Origin of the sequence: Staphylococcus sp. IVB6240 (assembly GCF_025558425.1) — a bacterium.
GTDB lineage: Bacteria > Bacillota > Bacilli > Staphylococcales > Staphylococcaceae > Staphylococcus.
This window is the reverse complement of the sequence record NZ_CP094718.1, coordinates 2,177,631-2,195,277: the sequence shown is the minus strand read 5'-3', so window position 1 is coordinate 2,195,277 and position 17,647 is coordinate 2,177,631. Positions and strand designations below refer to the sequence as shown.

At 38.4% G+C, this 17,647-nt stretch carries 17 protein-coding genes and 1 other annotated feature (1 of these 18 running past the window's edge); of the genes, 11 read left to right on the top strand and 6 right to left on the bottom strand.

Going from position 1 to position 17,647, the window contains the following annotated elements; all coding sequences use genetic code 11:
• Positions 1 to 708 precede the first annotated feature (708 nt).
• The 10 genes from rpmH (at position 709) to MUA88_RS10845 (ending at position 7,752) form a co-directional block, all read left to right on the top strand.
• A complete protein-coding gene (rpmH, locus tag MUA88_RS10885) occupies positions 709 to 846 on the top strand; it encodes a 50S ribosomal protein L34 (protein ID WP_000240855.1) in 138 nt (45 codons plus the stop codon).
• A gap of 187 nt (positions 847 to 1,033) precedes the next feature.
• The gene (gene rnpA, locus MUA88_RS10880; RefSeq protein ID WP_262604165.1) at positions 1,034 to 1,381 is read left to right on the top strand and encodes a ribonuclease P protein component; all 348 of its coding nucleotides are present in this window, start codon (positions 1,034 to 1,036) and stop codon (positions 1,379 to 1,381) included.
• 146 nt (positions 1,382 to 1,527) lie between these two features.
• Positions 1,528 to 2,910 (top strand): tRNA uridine-5-carboxymethylaminomethyl(34) synthesis GTPase MnmE, encoded by a 1,383-nt coding sequence (gene mnmE, locus MUA88_RS10875; protein ID WP_262605576.1) that lies wholly within the window; start codon positions 1,528 to 1,530, stop codon positions 2,908 to 2,910.
• 17 nt (positions 2,911 to 2,927) lie between these two features.
• A complete protein-coding gene (mnmG, locus tag MUA88_RS10870; protein WP_262605575.1) occupies positions 2,928 to 4,802 on the top strand; it encodes a tRNA uridine-5-carboxymethylaminomethyl(34) synthesis enzyme MnmG in 1,875 nt (624 codons plus the stop codon).
• A complete protein-coding gene (gene rsmG, locus MUA88_RS10865; RefSeq protein ID WP_262605574.1) occupies positions 4,803 to 5,522 on the top strand; it encodes a 16S rRNA (guanine(527)-N(7))-methyltransferase RsmG in 720 nt (239 codons plus the stop codon).
• 27 nt (positions 5,523 to 5,549) lie between these two features.
• Positions 5,550 to 6,401: a ParB/RepB/Spo0J family partition protein gene (locus MUA88_RS10860; protein WP_262605573.1), complete on the top strand. Its 852-nt coding sequence runs from the start codon at positions 5,550 to 5,552 to the stop codon at positions 6,399 to 6,401.
• Between the two features lie 294 nt (positions 6,402 to 6,695).
• Positions 6,696 to 6,758, top strand: a complete 63-nt coding sequence (locus MUA88_RS10970; protein WP_481906581.1) for a type I toxin-antitoxin system Fst family toxin — start codon at positions 6,696 to 6,698, stop codon at positions 6,756 to 6,758.
• Between the two features lie 366 nt (positions 6,759 to 7,124).
• A complete protein-coding gene (locus MUA88_RS10855; RefSeq protein WP_262605572.1) occupies positions 7,125 to 7,316 on the top strand; it encodes an AbrB/MazE/SpoVT family DNA-binding domain-containing protein in 192 nt (63 codons plus the stop codon).
• A 27-nt stretch (positions 7,317 to 7,343) separates the two neighbouring features.
• Positions 7,344 to 7,565, top strand: coding sequence for a hypothetical protein (locus MUA88_RS10850; RefSeq protein ID WP_262604159.1), 222 nt, complete (start codon positions 7,344 to 7,346; stop codon positions 7,563 to 7,565).
• A 28-nt stretch (positions 7,566 to 7,593) separates the two neighbouring features.
• Complete coding sequence (locus MUA88_RS10845) at positions 7,594 to 7,752, top strand: hypothetical protein (protein ID WP_262605571.1); 159 nt, start codon at positions 7,594 to 7,596, stop codon at positions 7,750 to 7,752.
• Positions 7,753 to 7,822: 70 nt separating this feature from the next.
• Here MUA88_RS10845 and MUA88_RS10840 read toward each other — a convergent pair whose 3' ends face one another.
• A complete protein-coding gene (locus MUA88_RS10840; RefSeq protein WP_262604157.1) occupies positions 7,823 to 9,220 on the bottom strand; it encodes an aminotransferase-like domain-containing protein in 1,398 nt (465 codons plus the stop codon).
• Positions 9,221 to 9,321: 101 nt separating this feature from the next.
• Here MUA88_RS10840 and MUA88_RS10835 point away from each other — a divergent pair, with 101 nt between their 5' ends.
• A complete protein-coding gene (locus MUA88_RS10835) occupies positions 9,322 to 10,209 on the top strand; it encodes a DMT family transporter (protein ID WP_262604156.1) in 888 nt (295 codons plus the stop codon).
• A gap of 53 nt (positions 10,210 to 10,262) precedes the next feature.
• On the opposite strand, the gene MUA88_RS10830 is transcribed toward MUA88_RS10835, so the two are convergent.
• The 5 genes from MUA88_RS10830 to MUA88_RS10810 are packed head-to-tail and all read right to left on the bottom strand — an operon-like array spanning position 10,263 to position 17,336.
• Positions 10,263 to 11,009 carry a cyclase family protein gene (locus MUA88_RS10830; RefSeq protein WP_262605570.1) on the bottom strand — a complete coding sequence of 249 codons (747 nt, stop codon included), beginning with the start codon at positions 11,007 to 11,009 and terminating at the stop codon, positions 10,263 to 10,265.
• A gap of 31 nt (positions 11,010 to 11,040) precedes the next feature.
• Positions 11,041 to 13,269 (bottom strand): 5-methyltetrahydropteroyltriglutamate--homocysteine S-methyltransferase, encoded by a 2,229-nt coding sequence (gene metE, locus MUA88_RS10825; RefSeq protein ID WP_262605963.1) that lies wholly within the window; start codon positions 13,267 to 13,269, stop codon positions 11,041 to 11,043.
• A complete protein-coding gene (locus MUA88_RS10820; RefSeq protein WP_262604154.1) occupies positions 13,263 to 15,107 on the bottom strand; it encodes a bifunctional homocysteine S-methyltransferase/methylenetetrahydrofolate reductase in 1,845 nt (614 codons plus the stop codon). The genes metE and MUA88_RS10820 overlap by 7 nt, the downstream gene beginning before the upstream one ends.
• A complete protein-coding gene (gene metC, locus MUA88_RS10815; RefSeq protein ID WP_262604153.1) occupies positions 15,061 to 16,236 on the bottom strand; it encodes a cystathionine beta-lyase MetC in 1,176 nt (391 codons plus the stop codon). Before metC ends, MUA88_RS10820 begins: the two co-directional genes overlap by 47 nt.
• On the bottom strand, positions 16,233 to 17,336 hold the full coding sequence (locus MUA88_RS10810) for an aminotransferase class I/II-fold pyridoxal phosphate-dependent enzyme (protein ID WP_262605569.1): 1,104 nt from the start codon (positions 17,334 to 17,336) through the stop codon (positions 16,233 to 16,235). The genes metC and MUA88_RS10810 overlap by 4 nt, the downstream gene beginning before the upstream one ends.
• Positions 17,337 to 17,405: 69 nt before the next feature.
• Positions 17,406 to 17,647 (bottom strand) — a binding site (T-box leader); it runs 73 nt beyond the window's last position.

Sequence of the window (17,647 nt, the reverse complement as noted above, 5' to 3'; positions counted from 1 at the left end):
TTTTAACGCCATCTTCCTCTATAAAATTTTAGTTATTCACAATATCCCCATCCTAAAGAGAGACTAAACACAGCCTGTGAATAATTATCCACAAACTACTCACATGTTGTGGATGAAATAAGAAAAAGTCAGACTTATTCACAGGAATATGGGAGAAAATTGTTATATATAAAGCTAGAGAATATAAGGGTTTTAACCACTTATCCACACAATTATACTTTTTAACATTCTTACATGTCAAATGGGTGTGAATATGTGCGTGTGCTTTTGGATAAGTTGTGTGATGAAAATTAATTATCCACAGTTTTCTGAAAATCATCTGTGTATAAGTGGATAACTTACAAGCGGTTTCAATTTATACTTGTGGATACTTAATTTAGTTTTAAAAATGATGATGAATAACATGAGAGTGATGATATTTCATTTTTAAGTATTGTTTGTTGGAATTAAAATGTATTTAAAGATATAGGATATGTATGGTTATGTCAGTGCAGAAGTCATAGCATTTACAAGTATTTCATATAAAATATATAGAAGTTATTAAAATCGTACTTGATTTACAAATTGTATTTTGTTATATTGTAGTAGTTGCTTGAAATGTAAACATTTCATTTAAAAGACAGTTCTATTTTAAATGTAGAAATCGAAAATTAACTTATCTAGAGTGATGATTAGATAATTGGACGAATTGAGACGGAGGTGTTTTGCATGGTAAAACGTACTTATCAACCAAACAAACGTAAACATAGTAAAGTTCATGGTTTCAGAAAACGTATGAGCACTAAAAATGGCCGTAAAGTATTGGCGCGTCGTCGTCGTAAAGGTCGTAAAGTTTTATCAGCATAAGATCACTGACTATTCAGTGGTCTTTTTTTTGCGAAAGTATGCCATATTTTATCTGATGAATAGGGTAGGGGAGTCTACCTGACGCCTGAATCATCAGCTTTTTAGAAGAAGTGGCACATATATATAGGATATTTAATCTCACGATCATATGAAGAGACGTTATAATCAGAAAGACGAGTGATAGTAAATGGAAAAAGCATACCGTATTAAAAAGAATGCTGATTTTCAAAAGATTTATCGACATGGCAAATCAGTCGCGAATCGCCAGTTTGTCGTTTATAGTTATGATCGACAACGAGCGGATCATTTTCGCCTAGGGATTAGCGTTTCTAAAAAACTGGGTAATGCAGTAACACGCAATCGTATTAAGAGAAGTATTAGAGAATGCTTTAAAGTACACAAAGAAGATTTTTTACCGAAAGATTTAATCGTCATTGCACGTTTTCCGGCAAAAGATATGTCGGTACAAGAAGTACAAAAGAGTTTAGAACATGTCTTGAAGATTGCGAAGGTATTTAATAAGAGAATAAGTTAGAGGTTAGACTTCGGTTTGTGTGACGTCAGACAAACCGAAGTCTAAAATGTAATGAGTCTAACAAGGATTGAACAGTATAGTCGCAATTCGAGCCGAAACATTTTACAATAAGGCATAATCAAATTGAGTAAAGGAGGCACGTTGACGTGGAGCAGTTAGATACAATCACGAGTATATCAACGCCGATGGGTGAGGGTGCGATTGGTATTGTGCGTTTATCTGGGCATGATGCAGTCGCAATTGCAGATAAATTATATAAAGGTAAGCAAAAGTTAAAACAGGTGCCAACGCATACGATTAATTATGGACATATTATTGATCCAGAAACGGGTGATGTTGTAGAAGAAGTGATGGTTTCCGTTTTACGCGCACCACGTACATTTACACGAGAAGATATCGTTGAAATTAACTGTCATGGTGGTATTTTAACAATTAACCGTGTTCTAGAGTTAACGATGACACACGGAGCTCGTATGGCAGAGCCGGGTGAATATACGAAACGTGCCTTTTTAAATGGTCGTATCGACTTATCTCAAGCTGAAGCTGTGATGGACTTTATCAGATCTAAGACAGATCGTGCATCTAAAGTAGCGATGAATCAAATTGAAGGGCGCTTGAGTACACTGATTCAACAACAACGCCAGTCTATTTTAGAAGTATTAGCGCAAGTTGAAGTGAATATTGATTATCCTGAATATGATGATGTTGAAGAAGCGACAACAGAATTTTTATTAGAACGTTCTCGTCAAATCAAGCAAGAAATTCAACAGTTACTCGATACAGGTGTTCAAGGAAAGATTATGCGTGAGGGTCTATCAACAGTTATTGTTGGGAAGCCGAACGTAGGGAAGTCTTCCATGTTGAACAATTTGATTCAGTCAAACAAGGCGATTGTGACAGAAGTAGCTGGAACAACGCGAGACGTCTTAGAAGAATATGTTAATGTGCGCGGTGTGCCATTGAAGTTGGTCGACACGGCAGGTATTCGTGAAACAGAAGATATTGTGGAGCGTATCGGTGTTGAACGTTCACGTAAGGCATTACAAGAAGCAGACTTAATCTTGTTTGTTTTAAATAATAATGAGGCACTCACGCAAGAAGATCGTCAACTTTACGAAGTGATTAAAAATGAAGACGTTATTGTCATTGTGAATAAGACTGACCTGGACCGTCAATTAGATATCGATGATGTAAAAGAAATGATTGGTGACAAACCGCTTATTGAAACATCTATGCAAACACAACAGGGGATTGATGCGTTAGAACTACAAATTCGTGACCTGTTCTTTGACGGTTCGATACAAAACCAAGATATGACGTATGTATCGAATTCACGTCATATCTCGTTATTAAAACAAGCAAAACAAACGATTCAAGATGCGATTGAAGCAGCAGAGGCAGGTATTCCAATGGATATGGTACAGATTGATTTAACACGTACTTGGGAATTACTTGGTGAAATTATTGGTGAATCAGCAAGCGAAGAACTGATTGATCAACTCTTTAGCCAGTTCTGTCTCGGAAAATAATGTATGGAGGAATACGAATGATTAAAACATATGATGTTATTGTTGTAGGTGCAGGGCATTCAGGTGTTGAAGCAGGTTTGGCTTCTGCACGTCGTGGCGCACGTACATTAATGTTAACGATAAATTTAGATAACATTGCATTCATGCCATGTAACCCATCAGTCGGTGGACCGGCGAAAGGGATTGTTGTCCGTGAGATTGATGCATTGGGCGGACAAATGGCAGAAACAATTGATAAAACGCACATTCAAATGCGTATGTTAAATACAGGGAAAGGCCCAGCAGTGCGTGCATTACGCGCACAAGCCGATAAAGTATTGTATCAACAAGAGATGAAGCGCGTATTAGAAGATGAAGACAATCTTGAAGTGATGCAAGGGATGGTTGATGAGTTGATCATTGAAGATGGCGCAGTGAAGGGTGTCCGTACAAATGTTGGAACAGAATATCGTGCAGAAGCGGTTATTTTAACAACAGGAACATTCTTACGCGGAGAAATTATCCTTGGTAACTTGAAGTACTCAAGTGGACCGAACCACCAACTCCCATCTATTACATTAGCAGATCATTTAAGAGAAATCGGTTTTGATGTTGTCCGTTTTAAAACGGGAACGCCACCACGTGTCAATGCGAAAACTATTGATTACAGTAAAACAGAAATTCAACCTGGTGACGATGTTGGTCGTGCATTTAGTTATGAAACAACGGAATATATCTTGGATCAACTTCCATGTTGGTTAACATATACAAATGGAGAAACACATAAAGTGATTGATGATAACTTGCATCTTTCAGCGATGTACTCAGGCATGATCAAAGGAACAGGGCCACGTTACTGTCCATCAATTGAAGATAAGTTTGTCCGTTTCAATGATAAACCACGTCATCAGTTGTTCTTAGAGCCAGAAGGTCGTAATACGAATGAAGTATATGTTCAAGGATTGTCTACAAGCTTACCTGAAGCGGTTCAACGTCAAATGCTTGCGACAATTCCAGGGCTTGAGAAAGCAGACATGATGCGTGCAGGATACGCAATTGAATATGATGCGATTGTTCCTACACAACTTTGGCCAACACTTGAAACGAAAATGATCAAGAATCTTTATACAGCAGGACAAATTAACGGAACATCTGGATATGAAGAAGCGGCAGGACAAGGCCTAATGGCGGGTATTAATGCAGCCGGACGTGTTCTAGGTAAGGAAGAGAAAATCTTACGTCGTTCAGATGCGTATATTGGTGTATTAATTGATGACCTTGTAACGAAAGGGACAAATGAACCTTATCGTTTATTAACATCTCGTGCAGAATATCGTTTATTATTACGTCATGATAATGCAGACTTACGTTTAACAGATATCGGTCATGAACTTGGCTTAATTTCTGAAGAACGTTATGCCCGTTTTAATGAAAAACGTGAACAGATCAAAGATGAATTAGCACGTTTAGCAGGCATACGTATTAAGCCATCAGAACGTGTTCAAGCGATTATTGAACGTGAAGGTGGTTCTCGCTTGAAAGATGGTATCTTAGCGAATGAATTATTACGTCGTCCAGAGATGACATATGAGAAAGTCTTAGAAATTTTAGAAGAAGAACATGTGTTATCAGCAGATGTTGAAGAACAAATTGAAATTCAAACAAAATATGAAGGTTATATCAATAAATCCTTACAACAAGTTGATAAAGTAAAACGTATGGAGCAAAAGAAAATTCCAGAGGATCTAGATTATTCTAAGATTGATAGTTTGGCATCTGAAGCACGTGAAAAATTATCAGAAGTCAAACCATTAAATATTGCGCAAGCTTCACGTATTTCAGGGGTAAACCCAGCCGATATCTCAATCTTGTTGGTTTATCTGGAACAAGGGAAAATACAAAGGGTGAAATAAATGAGTGTAGAATGGTTAGCAAAACAATTAGATGAACATGGTATGACATTGTCAGACAAGCAGAAGCAACAATTTGAAACGTATTATGATATGCTTGTAACGTGGAATGATAAAATCAATCTGACAAGTATTACAGAGAAACATGAAGTTTATTTGAAACATTTTTATGACTCGATTACACTCAGTTTTTACTGTGACTTGAATGAACCATTACACATTTGTGATGTGGGAGCAGGTGCTGGTTTCCCAAGTATCCCACTAAAAATTGTATTCCCGCATTTACATGTGACGATTGTTGACTCATTGAATAAACGTATCCAGTTTTTAAACCAATTGGCGGATGCTTTAGAATTGGAAGGGGTCAGCTTTGTACATGATCGTGCAGAAACATTTGGTAAGAATGAAGACTACCGGGCGTCTTTCGATATTGTCACAGCACGTGCAGTAGCGAGATTGTCAGTATTGAGTGAACTGTGCTTACCACTCGTAAAAAAACATGGACTTTTCATGGCATTGAAGTCTTCAAAAGGGCAAGAAGAATTAGATGAAGCACGTTTTGCGATTGGTATCTTAGGTGGCCGTGTTGAAGATGTATATAGCTTTACATTGCCTGAAGAAGCAGGAGAACGACAAATCATTAAAATTCAGAAACGTAGTCAGACACCAAAGAAATATCCACGAAAACCAGGAACACCGAATAAAGCACCGCTCGTAGAATAGCAGCAGCTGAAAGTGAGAGATGCGCATATGAAGAAGCCTTTTTCTAAGTTGTTTGGACTTAAAAATAAAGATGCGTTGATGGAAGTATCGGAAACGGAACGACAAGGTGTTGAGACGATTCGTATAGAACGAATTGTGCCGAACCGCTATCAACCACGTCAGACATTTGATCGTGCACGAATTGAGGAACTTGCCGAATCGATTCGTGAACATGGTTTGCTACAACCAATTGTTGTACGTCCAATTGAAGAAAATATGTATGAAATCATCGCAGGAGAACGTCGTTTTCGTGCCTTACAGATGAATCAGATGACTGAAGCAGAAGTGTTAGTACGTCATCTTGATGATGAAGAGACAGCAGTTGTCGCATTGATTGAAAATATTCAACGTGAAAACTTGTCGGCAGTGGAAGAAGCTGAAGCGTATAAGAAACTCTTGGCATTTGAAGGCATTACGCAGGCCGAACTTGCGAAAAGTGTTGGTAAGAGTCAAAGCTTTATTGCGAACAAGTTACGCTTATTAAAGTTGACACCGTGTGTCTTACAAGCAATTCGTGACCACCAAATTACGGAACGTCATGGTAGAGCACTTGTTGGCTTGTCAGCTGAACGTCAAGAAGAGATGTTAGCATTGATTGTGAAACAACAATTGAACGTCAAACAAACTGAAGACAAGCTGAAAGAAACGGCTAAGTCAGAAGTTGTGGTAACAGGAGACAATGACGAAACAACACCAGAAATGGTATATGATATTTCTACAGCGCGTGACATTATCGCTGATAGCTTGTTAGAGATTCGTGCAAACGGAATTAAGTTTGAACAAAAAGAACAAGATCATGATGATTACTATGAGATTCGTGTGAAAATATATCGAAAATAAATATAACGGACAGTAGGGGTTGAGACATAATAAATTTGTGCTCTGGGAAACCGATTGTCAGTGTTCGAGAAGCAGAATTTTCGACAGAATTTCACGATTCGATAAAATCAAAAAGCGATTTTACTCATCGCTCGAATTCTGCTCAAATTCTAAGCGCTTCTCTCACAACCTCGTTTCAAACGGTGTCCCAAAAGTAGGATTTTCGGCAGAACTGCCACGATTTCGGCAAAATTTGAAAAGCAATTTTGCTCATCGTTCGGTTCTGCTTAAATCCTAAGCACTTTTGTTCCAACCTTGTTACTGTCCGTTTTTGTTGCGCTTTTTTCGCATTGGCTTCGAAAACGCGATGAAAAGTAAAAATAGGTGACTAAGCCATACTAAAAAATCCCCTTACTATTGCAATAGTAAGGGGATTTGGTGCTTAAAATGCAAGTATTCTTGTTACTTGTAGTGTAACATAAGTTGATGAAAAAGTACAAAAATAGTAAATTGAAGGACATAAAGTTAACAGGAAGTCTACACACTATTCATATAGTGTCGTGAGTATAAATAGAGACTGCGCTATTTAATAAGTGAGTGATACTACCCGTTTTTATAGATGTAGGGGTAGAACGTCATCACTTCTGTCTAGTGTGTTAATAAAGATACACAATTAAAAAAAGACTATGTCAATCAATATAAAAGATATTAGTAATAAAATGGAATGTATGGAGGTTGATTATTATGAATGTGCTTCTTCGTAAAAATGGGAACAGTGCAGTGATTACAATCCCCAATAAAATAAAAGAAATTCTTGGTGCCGAAATAGATGAAGAAATTGAGTTTGTTACTTCTAGAGATACTGTCGTAATCAAAAAAGCTGAGCCTAAATTTGATTTTGATAAAGAATTGGAAAAAGTCTATGGGACAATATGATGACCTTTTAAAAGCTTTGGTTGATAAATGAAATATTTATCAGTAGAAGAAATTATTAAAATCAATGTAATAGTCATAGGGGATTATTCTTCTATGGAGCGAGTGGGTATTGCTAATGTGAGTAGCCTTCAAATGATTGTTAATCAACCTAAGCGAGAAGTTTTTGGTAGAAAGTTATATCCCGATATTTATAGTAAAGCTGCTATCTTATGGATTAATATTATAAAAAAATCTGTTTTACAATGCTAATAAACGTACAGCAATCTTAGCGATGAATATGTTTTTGGCTTTAAATGGTTATCAATCTAACATTGATATGGAAGACGGATTGAATATGACGATGCAGATTGTTGAATACCAAGAGGACTTCGAAATACTTAAAGATATTGTTGTTGCTTTTTTTAAAGTGAAAGAGAGAATTTATGAAATTGAATAAAGCATAATGATATGTATTGAAAAGTAGGGGGAGGCATAGTTAACATGCTGGAACCCTACTTTTTATATTATTACAAGTATTGACGTATCTTTTTCAATACGAAAGAAATATTTTCAATACTTTCGAAAGCGTATGAAAGGCGTACGGTGTTCTCTTGACTACCATATATAAAACCAGGATTGATAAGTATCTTTTCTTTATCAATAAGTGTTGCAAAGAGTTGTTTGATATTTATATTGTTTGTAAAAGTGAGCCATACAAAGAAACCACCTTCTGGAATTTTCCATGTTGCAATATCCGTATAATACTGGTCTAAAGTTTTTAACATTGCGTCACGCTTTATTTTTAAGACATCACGCAGTTTTTGTAAGTGTTGATCGTAGTCACCATTTTTTAACATTTCATAGATGACCATTTGCGATAATATACTTGAGCCATAGTCGTTCTGCATACGAATATCCGCTAATTGTTCAATTATTTTTTCTGATGCAACTATCCAACCGATGCGAAGGGCGGGAGCAATAGATTTTGAAAAACTACTAATATGAAGCACAGTACCATGCTGATCTAGTAATTTCATGGGTGTATTTTCTGAGTGTTTAAACCAAATGTCTCGATAGATATCATCTTCAATAATAGGAATATGATGGCATTCACAATATTTAACGACTGCTTCTTTTGTGTGTTGTGAAAGTGACTGACCTGTTGGATTATTGAATGCTGGTTGAATATAGAGTGCTTTGTCTTGGTGACTGGGGAGTTGTTCAATCATACGATGAAAATGATGGAAGGTATTGTACGGTATCTTGATGTTTTTAGAGTGAAGGCTGCTAAACAGAGATGTGGAATCAATATATGAAGGCGAATGAGATAAGATGACCGTATGACGACTTAAAAAACCGGTTGTAATCAGTTGAATAGCGTGTAAGGCACCGGGTGTAATGAGCACGTTATCTTGTGTAACATTTATTCCTTGGTTACATAAACGTTGAGCAATCAATGCTCTTAGTTGGTCATAACCATAGCCGTTATAGTAGCCAAATGATAAGTCACCAATATAATGAGATACTGTTGTCATAGCTTTTTTCAATGCAATGTGCGGTATTAAATCTTTGCCGAGTTCTCCTTTACTAATGTGAAGATAGGTTGTATCTGTTTCTAATTTATTAATAAGCTGCACGGTATACTGATTTCTTGCACTTAATGACCACACCATCATGTCAGACCATTTTTGTGTAATAGCATCTTCGTTGAGATAGTCATTGACGTAAGTCCCACTTCCTTGTTTCGTATAAATAAATCCTTCTGCTTCTAATAGTTCAATACTTTTGATAATCGTAACTCTGTTGACGTGGAATTGCTTGGCTAATTGTCTTTGAGAAGGAATTTTCATACCATAAAACCAATTACCACTGATGATTTTGTCACGAATGTATGTTGCAATGTCTTTATATTTGATAGTTAGCACCTCCTTGAATATTGGTTGGGTAAACTTCCAGTTAATTGGTTGTACTCATTATAAAACACCTTCATTAATATGAGAACATACTATTTTAAGGATGTGTTCGTATGAATAATATGAAGAATAAATATCAGTATGATTGGACGATATATCTTGCATTTGGAGTGACGATTACATTATGGGCATCTGCTTTTCCAGTCATTAAGGTGGCGTTACAAGATTTTGAAGCGATACATTTGTCGACCCTCCGATTAGTAATTGCTAGTATTATGATGTTACTGATAGTTAGTATTAAAAAGATACCATTCCCAGATGTAAAAGATGTCCCACTTATCTTATTTCTCGGTGTTTGTGGTTTTGTAGTATATCATATGACGTTAAGCATCGGTGAATACTATGTTAGTGCAGGAATAGCAAGTTTACTTGTATCAACAACACCTATTTTCTCAGCGATACTAGCGGTATGTCTTCTAAAAGATTCATTTCCTAAAGTTGCTTGGATAGGATCTATCATCTCATTTCTAGGTGTTGCGTTAATCTCTTTGGCAAACGATACATCATTAACAAGTAGTGTGTGTGGTATTTTGTTAATTTTAATTGCTTCGTTCAGTGAAAGTATTTACTTTACATTTCAGAAATCATTGCTTGAAAAGTACGGGTTTATCCCTTTGACAATATATACAATGATTGCTGGAGGTTTGTGTATGTTGGTATGGCTACCAGGAAGTCTCAATGACTTACAACAGGCACATATCAATACTGTGATAGCGCTTTGTTATTTAGGTGTTGGTCCAACGGTGGTACCATATATTGCATTGGCATATACGATTCAAAGAGTTGGCGTGTCTGACGCAACACTTTCACTATACTTAACACCAGTTGTCGCATTAATTATCTCTTATATGCTTTTAAGAGAAATCCCAGCGTTTTTTGAGATAGTAGGCGGTATTATTACATTAATAGGTGTTGTCATGACGGCCTTTCGAACATCTTAATATAAGAAAAACAAGGTACACAGCGGGGAATGTGTACCTTGTTTGTGTATGTTTTATGATTGAGGGGCAATGGCGAAACTACGAACGGGGAAGCCGGGTGCGTGATCGGGTTTCGGGGCAATATTGTAAATCACGGCACCACGTGCTGGCAGTTGATCTAGGTTGGTTAAGAGTTCGATTTGGTATCGATCTTGACCAAGAACGTAGCGTTCACCAATAATGTCTCCATGCTTGGCGATGTCAACAGAAGCATCCGTATCAAATGTTTCATGACCTATCGCTTTCACATGGCGTTCTTCTAAGAGATATTTGAGGGCATCAAGTGACCAACCTGGTAAGTGTTGGTTACCGTCTGAATCTTTATTTTCAAATACTTCGTGATCTGGCCAGCGTTTGGACCAATCGCTGCGAAAAGCGACAAAGGTATCGGGTTCAATGATGCCATTTTCCGCTTCCCATTGTTCGATATGAGCACGTGTGAGTCGGAAGTCTGCATCCTTGGCTACTTCATCTGAAAAATCTAATACAATCAGGGGGAGAGCAAGTTCTTTCAGTTGAAGTTCATGCAAGTAGCGTTGATTTTCCACAAAATGTATCGGTGCATCGATGTGCGTCCCGTACTGTGTGACAAATGACCACTCTTGAACGAAAAAGCCGTCTTTTTCAACAGTGAAAGGTGTTTCAACACGTGCCCCTTCAAATGCGGAGAAGTGAGGGGAGTCCGCATTGAAGGTATGTGTTAAATCAATCCAACGTGCATCTTTGAGTGTTTGAAGCTGATGCCATAGTGCGTTTGTCATAGGCAAGCCTCCTTTCATAAGTCAATCATCATTATGCATTGCGAAGTTTTTTAGCGCTGTCTACAAGAACAGTTAAAGCTGCTTTTACTTCGTCTTCTTTACGTGTTTTCAAACCGCAGTCTGGGTTGACCCAGAAGAGTGAGCGATCGATTTGTTGTAAGGCACGATTAATCGCTGTTGTGACTTCATCTTCTGTTGGGATACGTGGGCTATGGATGTCATAAACACCAAGACCAATACCGAGATCATAGTTGATATCTTCAAAGTCCTGAATCAAGTCACCATGACTGCGTGATGTTTCAATTGAGATAACATCCGCATCCAATTCATGAATGGCATGGATGATTTGACCGAACTGTGAGTAACACATATGCGTATGAATTTGCGTATGATCTTCCACTGATGATGTCGCTAGCTTGAAGCTATGCACTGCGTTGCGTAAGTAATCTTCATGGAATTCTTTACGAAGCGGTAAGCCTTCACGCAATGCAGGTTCGTCTACTTGAATGACTTTGATACCTGCTTCTTCAAGTGCTAATACTTCTTCATTAATCGCAAGTGCAATTTGATTTTGAACTGTTTCACGTGGAATGTCGACACGTTCAAATGACCAGTTTAAGATTGTAACAGGACCTGTGAGCATACCTTTAACAGGCTTGTCAGTCAGACTTTGTGCATAAACTGTTTCTTTTACTGTTAATGGCGCTGTCCATTTTACATCACCATAAATGATTGGTGGTTTTACAGCACGTGAACCGTATGATTGTACCCATCCGAACTTCGTTACTAAGAAACCTTGTAGCTTTTCACCGAAGAACTCGACCATGTCATTACGTTCGAACTCACCATGTACAAAAACATCAAGACCAATGTCTTCTTGAATATCAATCCAACGTTTAATTTCATCTTTTAAGAATGTGTCATACGCTTCGTCTGTAATGCGTTGATTTTTCCAATCAGCACGGTATTTACGTACTTCAGGTGATTGTGGGAATGAGCCAATTGTTGTTGTCGGTAAGTCTGGTAAGTTCAGTCGTTCTTGTTGTGCTGCTTTACGCACTTCAAATGCTGAGGCACGTTGTGAACGCACACTGTCGAAATCATAGTCTAAATTTTTGAAATCTTGTTGTTGGAAACGGGCATATTGTTCAGCTAACTTATCAAATTTTGTTGTGTCATCTTGATTGAATAAGCGTTTCAATGCATCCAGTTCGTTTAACTTTTCAGTCGCGAAGCTTAAACCATCACGAATATCGCTATCTAACGTTTCATCGTCTAATGAGACTGGTACGTGTAATAATGAAGATGATGGATTGATATAAAGATCATCTGTATATTGTGTAAGTGTTTCAATCAATGCTTTTTTCGCTTCAATATCTGCTGCCCATACGTTACGGCCATCGATAATACCAGCAAATAAAGTTTTTGAAGCATCAAAATCGCCATTTTTAATTTGTTCTAAGTTATGCCCACGATCATGTACAAAGTCTAAACCGAGACCTTTTACAGGCAGGCTACTTAAAAACTTCACGTTTGCACGTTCAAAGTATGTTTGGATAATTAACTTGTCAGCGAGTTCCGCATCAGCGAACGCTTTATAAGCATCTTGAGTGACCGCTTCAAGTTCTGAACCTTTATCTGTTGCTAAAATGGGTTCATCCACTTGAATTAATTCTGCACCTGCTTGAACAAGTGATTCGAATACTTCGATATAAAGTGGTAATAATGTGCGCACTTTTTCTTCAAAAGATTGGTCGCCACCTTTTGATAAAGCCACGAACGTAATTGGACCAACAATGACTGGGTGTGCAGGAATATTAAGTGATTTTGCATAGTTGAAGCGTTCAAGTAATGTATTTTTGCTGACTTTCGGTGTCACATTGTTCCATTCAGGTACGATGTAGTGGTAGTTCGTATTGAACCATTTGATGAGTGCACTTGCGACGTGTTCTTTATTACCACGTGCGATATCGAATAATAGATCATCATCTACGTCACGTCCTTGAAAACGTTCAGGAATAATGTTGAATAAGAGTGATGTATCGAGAATGTGGTCGTAAAGTGAGAAGTCACCTACTGGCACACTGTCGAGTTGATGGTGTTTTTGTAATAAAAGATTTTCGCGATGTAAATCTTGAAGTGTTTCATCAAGTTCTGTTTTTGTGATTTTACCGTTCCAATAACCTTCAATTGCTTTTTTCCATTCACGTTTACGTCCAAGTCTTGGGAATCCTAAGTTAGTTGTTTTAATTGTCATAATATAGCCTCCTGATTTTGGTTTGTAATAGATTTTGAGTATTCTGCGAGTGCGAGTGAATAATCGACCCGCTCAAATGGTGTGATGAGATACAGTCCATTGAAATAGTGATGAACTTCATCGATTAATGATTTGCAGAGTGACAAGCTAAGTTCATATGTTGCCTCTTTGTCATCTGCGACAGCTTCAAACTGTGCGAGTACATCTTCTGACATCTTGATACCAGGCACCTCGTTATGTAAGAATAAGGCGTTTTTGTAGCTGGTGATTGGCATGATACCTATAAAGATAGGGACATCCAGATGTTTTGTTGCTTCATAAATTTCAGTAATTTTCTCTTTAGTAAATACAGGTTGTGTAATAAAGTAATGCATGCCACTTTCAATTTTTGTTTCCATTTTACGAACAGCGGCTTTAATATTTCGAACATGTGGATCGAATCCACCCGCGATGTTAAAGTGTGTTTCTGTCTTTAGCGCATCGCCGTTAGAATTAATCCCCCTGTTAAAGCGCAATGCTAATTCTGTTAATCCTTTTGAGTTCACATCGTATACATTGGTTGCACCTGGGAGATGACCTACTTTTGAAGGGTCTCCAGTGATGGCTAATATTTCATGAATGCCGAGTAATGATAAGCCGAGCAGATGAGACTGTAAGCCAATCAAGTTGCGATCTCGACAGGTAATGTGTACGAGTGGTTCAATATTAAATTGTTGTTTGATAAGACTAGCGGCCGCAATATTTGAGACACGCACGGTTGCTAGTGAATTGTCCGCCAACGTTACAGCATCAATTTTCGCTTCATCAAGAGCTTTGATATTGTCGAAGAACCGTGTTGTATCTAAGTGTTTTGGTGTATCTAGTTCAACGATAATCGTTGGACGTTGACGTACGCGTTCTGCAAGAGTTAGTCGTTGAGACGTTTTTTTCTTTCTTTCACGCTGTTTATGAATTGGAATGACTTTCTTTTCATTAATTGGTTTCAGTGATGCGACGGATGCTTTAATGTGTCGAATGTGTTCGGGTGTCGTCCCACAGCAACCACCGATGAGTCGAACACCTTCTTGAATGAGCTGTTCGGCTGTATCACCAAAGTATTGTGCATTGTTACTATATTTGATTGTGTCATTATCAATATCTAATAAGCTGGCATTTGGATAGCAGGAAAGATAAGCACTTTCAGGTAAAGCAATATGGCTAAATGAATTTTTCATATGCATTGGGCCATGATGACAATTGAGACCGACAATGTTGGCGCCAGCTGCAGTGACTTGTTGAAGTGCATCGTTAATCTCTGTTCCGTTGATTAGATAATTCGTATTTGAAGCGGTCAACTGTGCAATGATTGGAATATCGGTAAATCGTGCACGTGTTGCTTTGATCACTTTAAGTAATTCTTCTAGGTCGTAATACGTTTCGAATAACAGACCATCGACACCGGCGTGGACGAGTGCATCCACTTGAATTTCGGTATGGTAGAGGATGGCTGAGAGTGAAAGTTCGCCTTGTTTAACACCTCGGAATCCGCCGACTGTTCCGAGGATAAAGGTATCATCGTTAGCAGCTCGTTTCGCGATATCAACGGCAGCTTCATGAATGGCTTTCACTTTATGCTCTAGGCCAAATTGTTTTAACTTTTCAAAGTTGGCACCATACGTATTAGTTTGAATGACATCGGCCCCGGCTTGAATGTATGAACGATGAATCTGTTCGATTTTTTCAGGGTGTGTCAGGTTATAAGCTTCTGGGCAGGTATCTAATCCTTCAGAATAGAGGATGGTTCCCATGGCCCCGTCAGCCACTAGAACTTTGTGCTTCAATGTGTTTAATAAGCGACTCATCGTATACCTCCTTTAATGCATGGTCTAAGTCTGAGATGAGGTCATTGACATTTTCCAAGCCTACACTTAATCGGAAAAGGCCAAATGTAATCCCACGGGCTTCACGGATATTTTGTGGAATGGCTGCGTGTGACATTGTGTTTGGATGCGATAAAATGGTTTCAACACCACCTAAGCTGACTGAAACAAGTGGGATAGACAGTGCATCGACAAATTGTTGGGCTTTTGTTTCATCCGATAAGCGAAAACCGAGTACCGCTCCACCGTGATGGGCTTGTTGTAAATGTGTGTCACTATTTCCTGGGTAATACACTTCAGCAACAGCAGGATGTTCTGCTAGGAATGCTTGTATTTGAGCTGTACTTTCCACTGATTGTTTAAAACGAACATCAAGTGTTTTGAGATGTTGTGTGAGTGTCCAACTATCATATACAGATAGTGCAGTCCCTGTTCCGTTTTGAATGAGATAAAGCGATTCTGCAATGGCATCATCATTTGTGATAACCGCACCTGCAATGACATCGCTATGGCCACTTAAAAATTTTGTTGCGCTATGAATGACGATGTCGGCACCTAAGTCTAATGGCTGTTGTCCAAGTGGTGTCATAAATGTATTGTCTACAGCAACACGCAATTGATGACGTCTTGCAATATTGACTACTGCGCGAATATCAGTAATTTTAAATAGCGGATTTGAAGGTGTTTCAATGTATATCAACTGTGTGTTTGGTTGAATGGCCCGTTCAATCTCAGATGGCTTTTCAGCGTTCACTGTTGTAAATGAAATATTGAATTTTGATAGTATCTGTTCAGTTAAGCGAAATGTACCACCATAGACATCATCAGGTAAGATGACGTGATCGCCAGACTTTAGTGTAAGAAAGACGGCTGTAATGGCTGTGATGCCTGAGTTGAAAGCAAAGCCGTGTTTCGCATTTTCTAACTGAGCTAGTTTTGTTTCGAGATTTTCACGGTTGGGATTGCCGCTCCGTGCATAGTCATAATGCGCGTTACCACCCAGTTTTGTTTGACGATAAGTAGATGAGTAATAGAGTGGTTGATTCGCACTCTGATATGTCGGATCATGTTTGCTGTCATGAATTAATTGTGTTTGCTTTGTTAAAGTCATACAGTCACATCCTCTCTTGATTTTGATAATGCTTGAATCAGATCATTTTCAATGTCTTCGTAGTCTTCAATACCGATGGAGAGTCGAATGAGTTGTGCATCAATGCCACGCTTGTTCTTTTCGATATCTGGCATGTCAACATGTGTTTGTGTGTAAGGGAATGTAATGAATGTTTCTGTCCCCCCTAAACTTTCAGCGAATCGACAAACTTCAATGTGTTTGAGTAAGGCGCTAACAGAATAGCCAGTTGCCAGTCTCAAACTCAACATACCGGTTTGGCCGCTATAGAGTACTTCGTCAATTTCGTCTAACGTTCTACATCGTTCGGCGAGTCGTTGTGCATTACTTTCTGAGCGTTCCACACGTAAATGCAAAGTTTTGAGTCCGCGTTGTAATAAATAACTATCGAATGGTGATAGGGTTGCAACGATCATGTTGTGCAAGATACCTAACTGTTCAGCGAGGTTCTCAGCTTTTACCGTTACCACACCTGCAAGAACGTCGTTATGTCCACCGATATATTTTGTTGCAGAGTGTAAAACGATGTCTGCACCATCTTTAAGCGGTGTCGATAAGTAAGGTGTTAAGAATGTATTATCAACAATCGTTAAAATATTGTGTTGTTGTGCAAGTGTGTAATACGGTTCTAAGTCAATCGCAATCATCAATGGATTGGAGATCGGTTCGATAAAAAATGCGCGAGTGTTCTCATTGATATGTGCTGCAACATCATTAATATCTTCAAAGTGGACATATTTAAATGTCACACCATATTGTTGTTCGTAATATTGGAATAAGCGAAACGTTCCACCGTACAAGTCATATGATACGAGTATTTCATCTTCTGGTTTGAATAAACTGCAAATTAATTGAATACTTGCCATGCCGCTCGCTGTTGCGAAAGAGGCGATGCCGCCTTCAATCTTTGCGAATGCTTCTTCAAAAGCATTGCGTGTTGGATTCTTCGTTCGCGAGTAATCGTAACCTGTCGATGTTCCGAGCTCGGGATGCGCATAAGCAGTTGAAAGATAAATAGGATTTGCGATTGCACCCGTACAATCATCTGTCAGTGCAATTTGTGCCAATTCAGTTGCTTTCATCGTGATATAACCTCCTCAAACAAAATAAAAAAAGCTTCCGTCCTTTATAGCCGATGCATTGATCGGAATATAAAGGACGAAAGCTTTGTTCGCGGTACCACCTTTGTTCGTTACTTCATCACTAAAGCAACCTCTTCCAGTACGCCAAGTTGTATGAAGTACTATAGAGTATGCGTATACGTGAGGGTGTATACGTGGAATTCCAGTACGCCATTTAACAACATGTTAATACTGTATCGCTATAACGGGCGAACCCGGTGATACCTCATATTGGCATCAACACTCCAAGGCCATTTTCAAACGTGCTTTCA

Coding starts and splice junctions, on each gene's coding strand:
- rpmH (WP_000240855.1), top strand. CDS start 709: ATGGTAAAACGTACTTATCAACCAAACAAACGTAAACATAGTAAAGTT.
- rnpA (WP_262604165.1), top strand. CDS start 1,034: ATGGAAAAAGCATACCGTATTAAAAAGAATGCTGATTTTCAAAAGATT.
- mnmG (WP_262605575.1), top strand. CDS start 2,928: ATGATTAAAACATATGATGTTATTGTTGTAGGTGCAGGGCATTCAGGT.
- rsmG (WP_262605574.1), top strand. CDS start 4,803: ATGAGTGTAGAATGGTTAGCAAAACAATTAGATGAACATGGTATGACA.
- MUA88_RS10860 (WP_262605573.1), top strand. CDS start 5,550: ATGAAGAAGCCTTTTTCTAAGTTGTTTGGACTTAAAAATAAAGATGCG.
- MUA88_RS10855 (WP_262605572.1), top strand. CDS start 7,125: ATGAATGTGCTTCTTCGTAAAAATGGGAACAGTGCAGTGATTACAATC.
- MUA88_RS10850 (WP_262604159.1), top strand. CDS start 7,344: ATGAAATATTTATCAGTAGAAGAAATTATTAAAATCAATGTAATAGTC.
- MUA88_RS10845 (WP_262605571.1), top strand. CDS start 7,594: ATGTTTTTGGCTTTAAATGGTTATCAATCTAACATTGATATGGAAGAC.
- MUA88_RS10835 (WP_262604156.1), top strand. CDS start 9,322: ATGAATAATATGAAGAATAAATATCAGTATGATTGGACGATATATCTT.
- MUA88_RS10830 (WP_262605570.1), bottom strand. CDS start 11,009: ATGACAAACGCACTATGGCATCAGCTTCAAACACTCAAAGATGCACGT.
- MUA88_RS10820 (WP_262604154.1), bottom strand. CDS start 15,107: ATGAGTCGCTTATTAAACACATTGAAGCACAAAGTTCTAGTGGCTGAC.
- metC (WP_262604153.1), bottom strand. CDS start 16,236: ATGACTTTAACAAAGCAAACACAATTAATTCATGACAGCAAACATGAT.
- MUA88_RS10810 (WP_262605569.1), bottom strand. CDS start 17,336: ATGAAAGCAACTGAATTGGCACAAATTGCACTGACAGATGATTGTACG.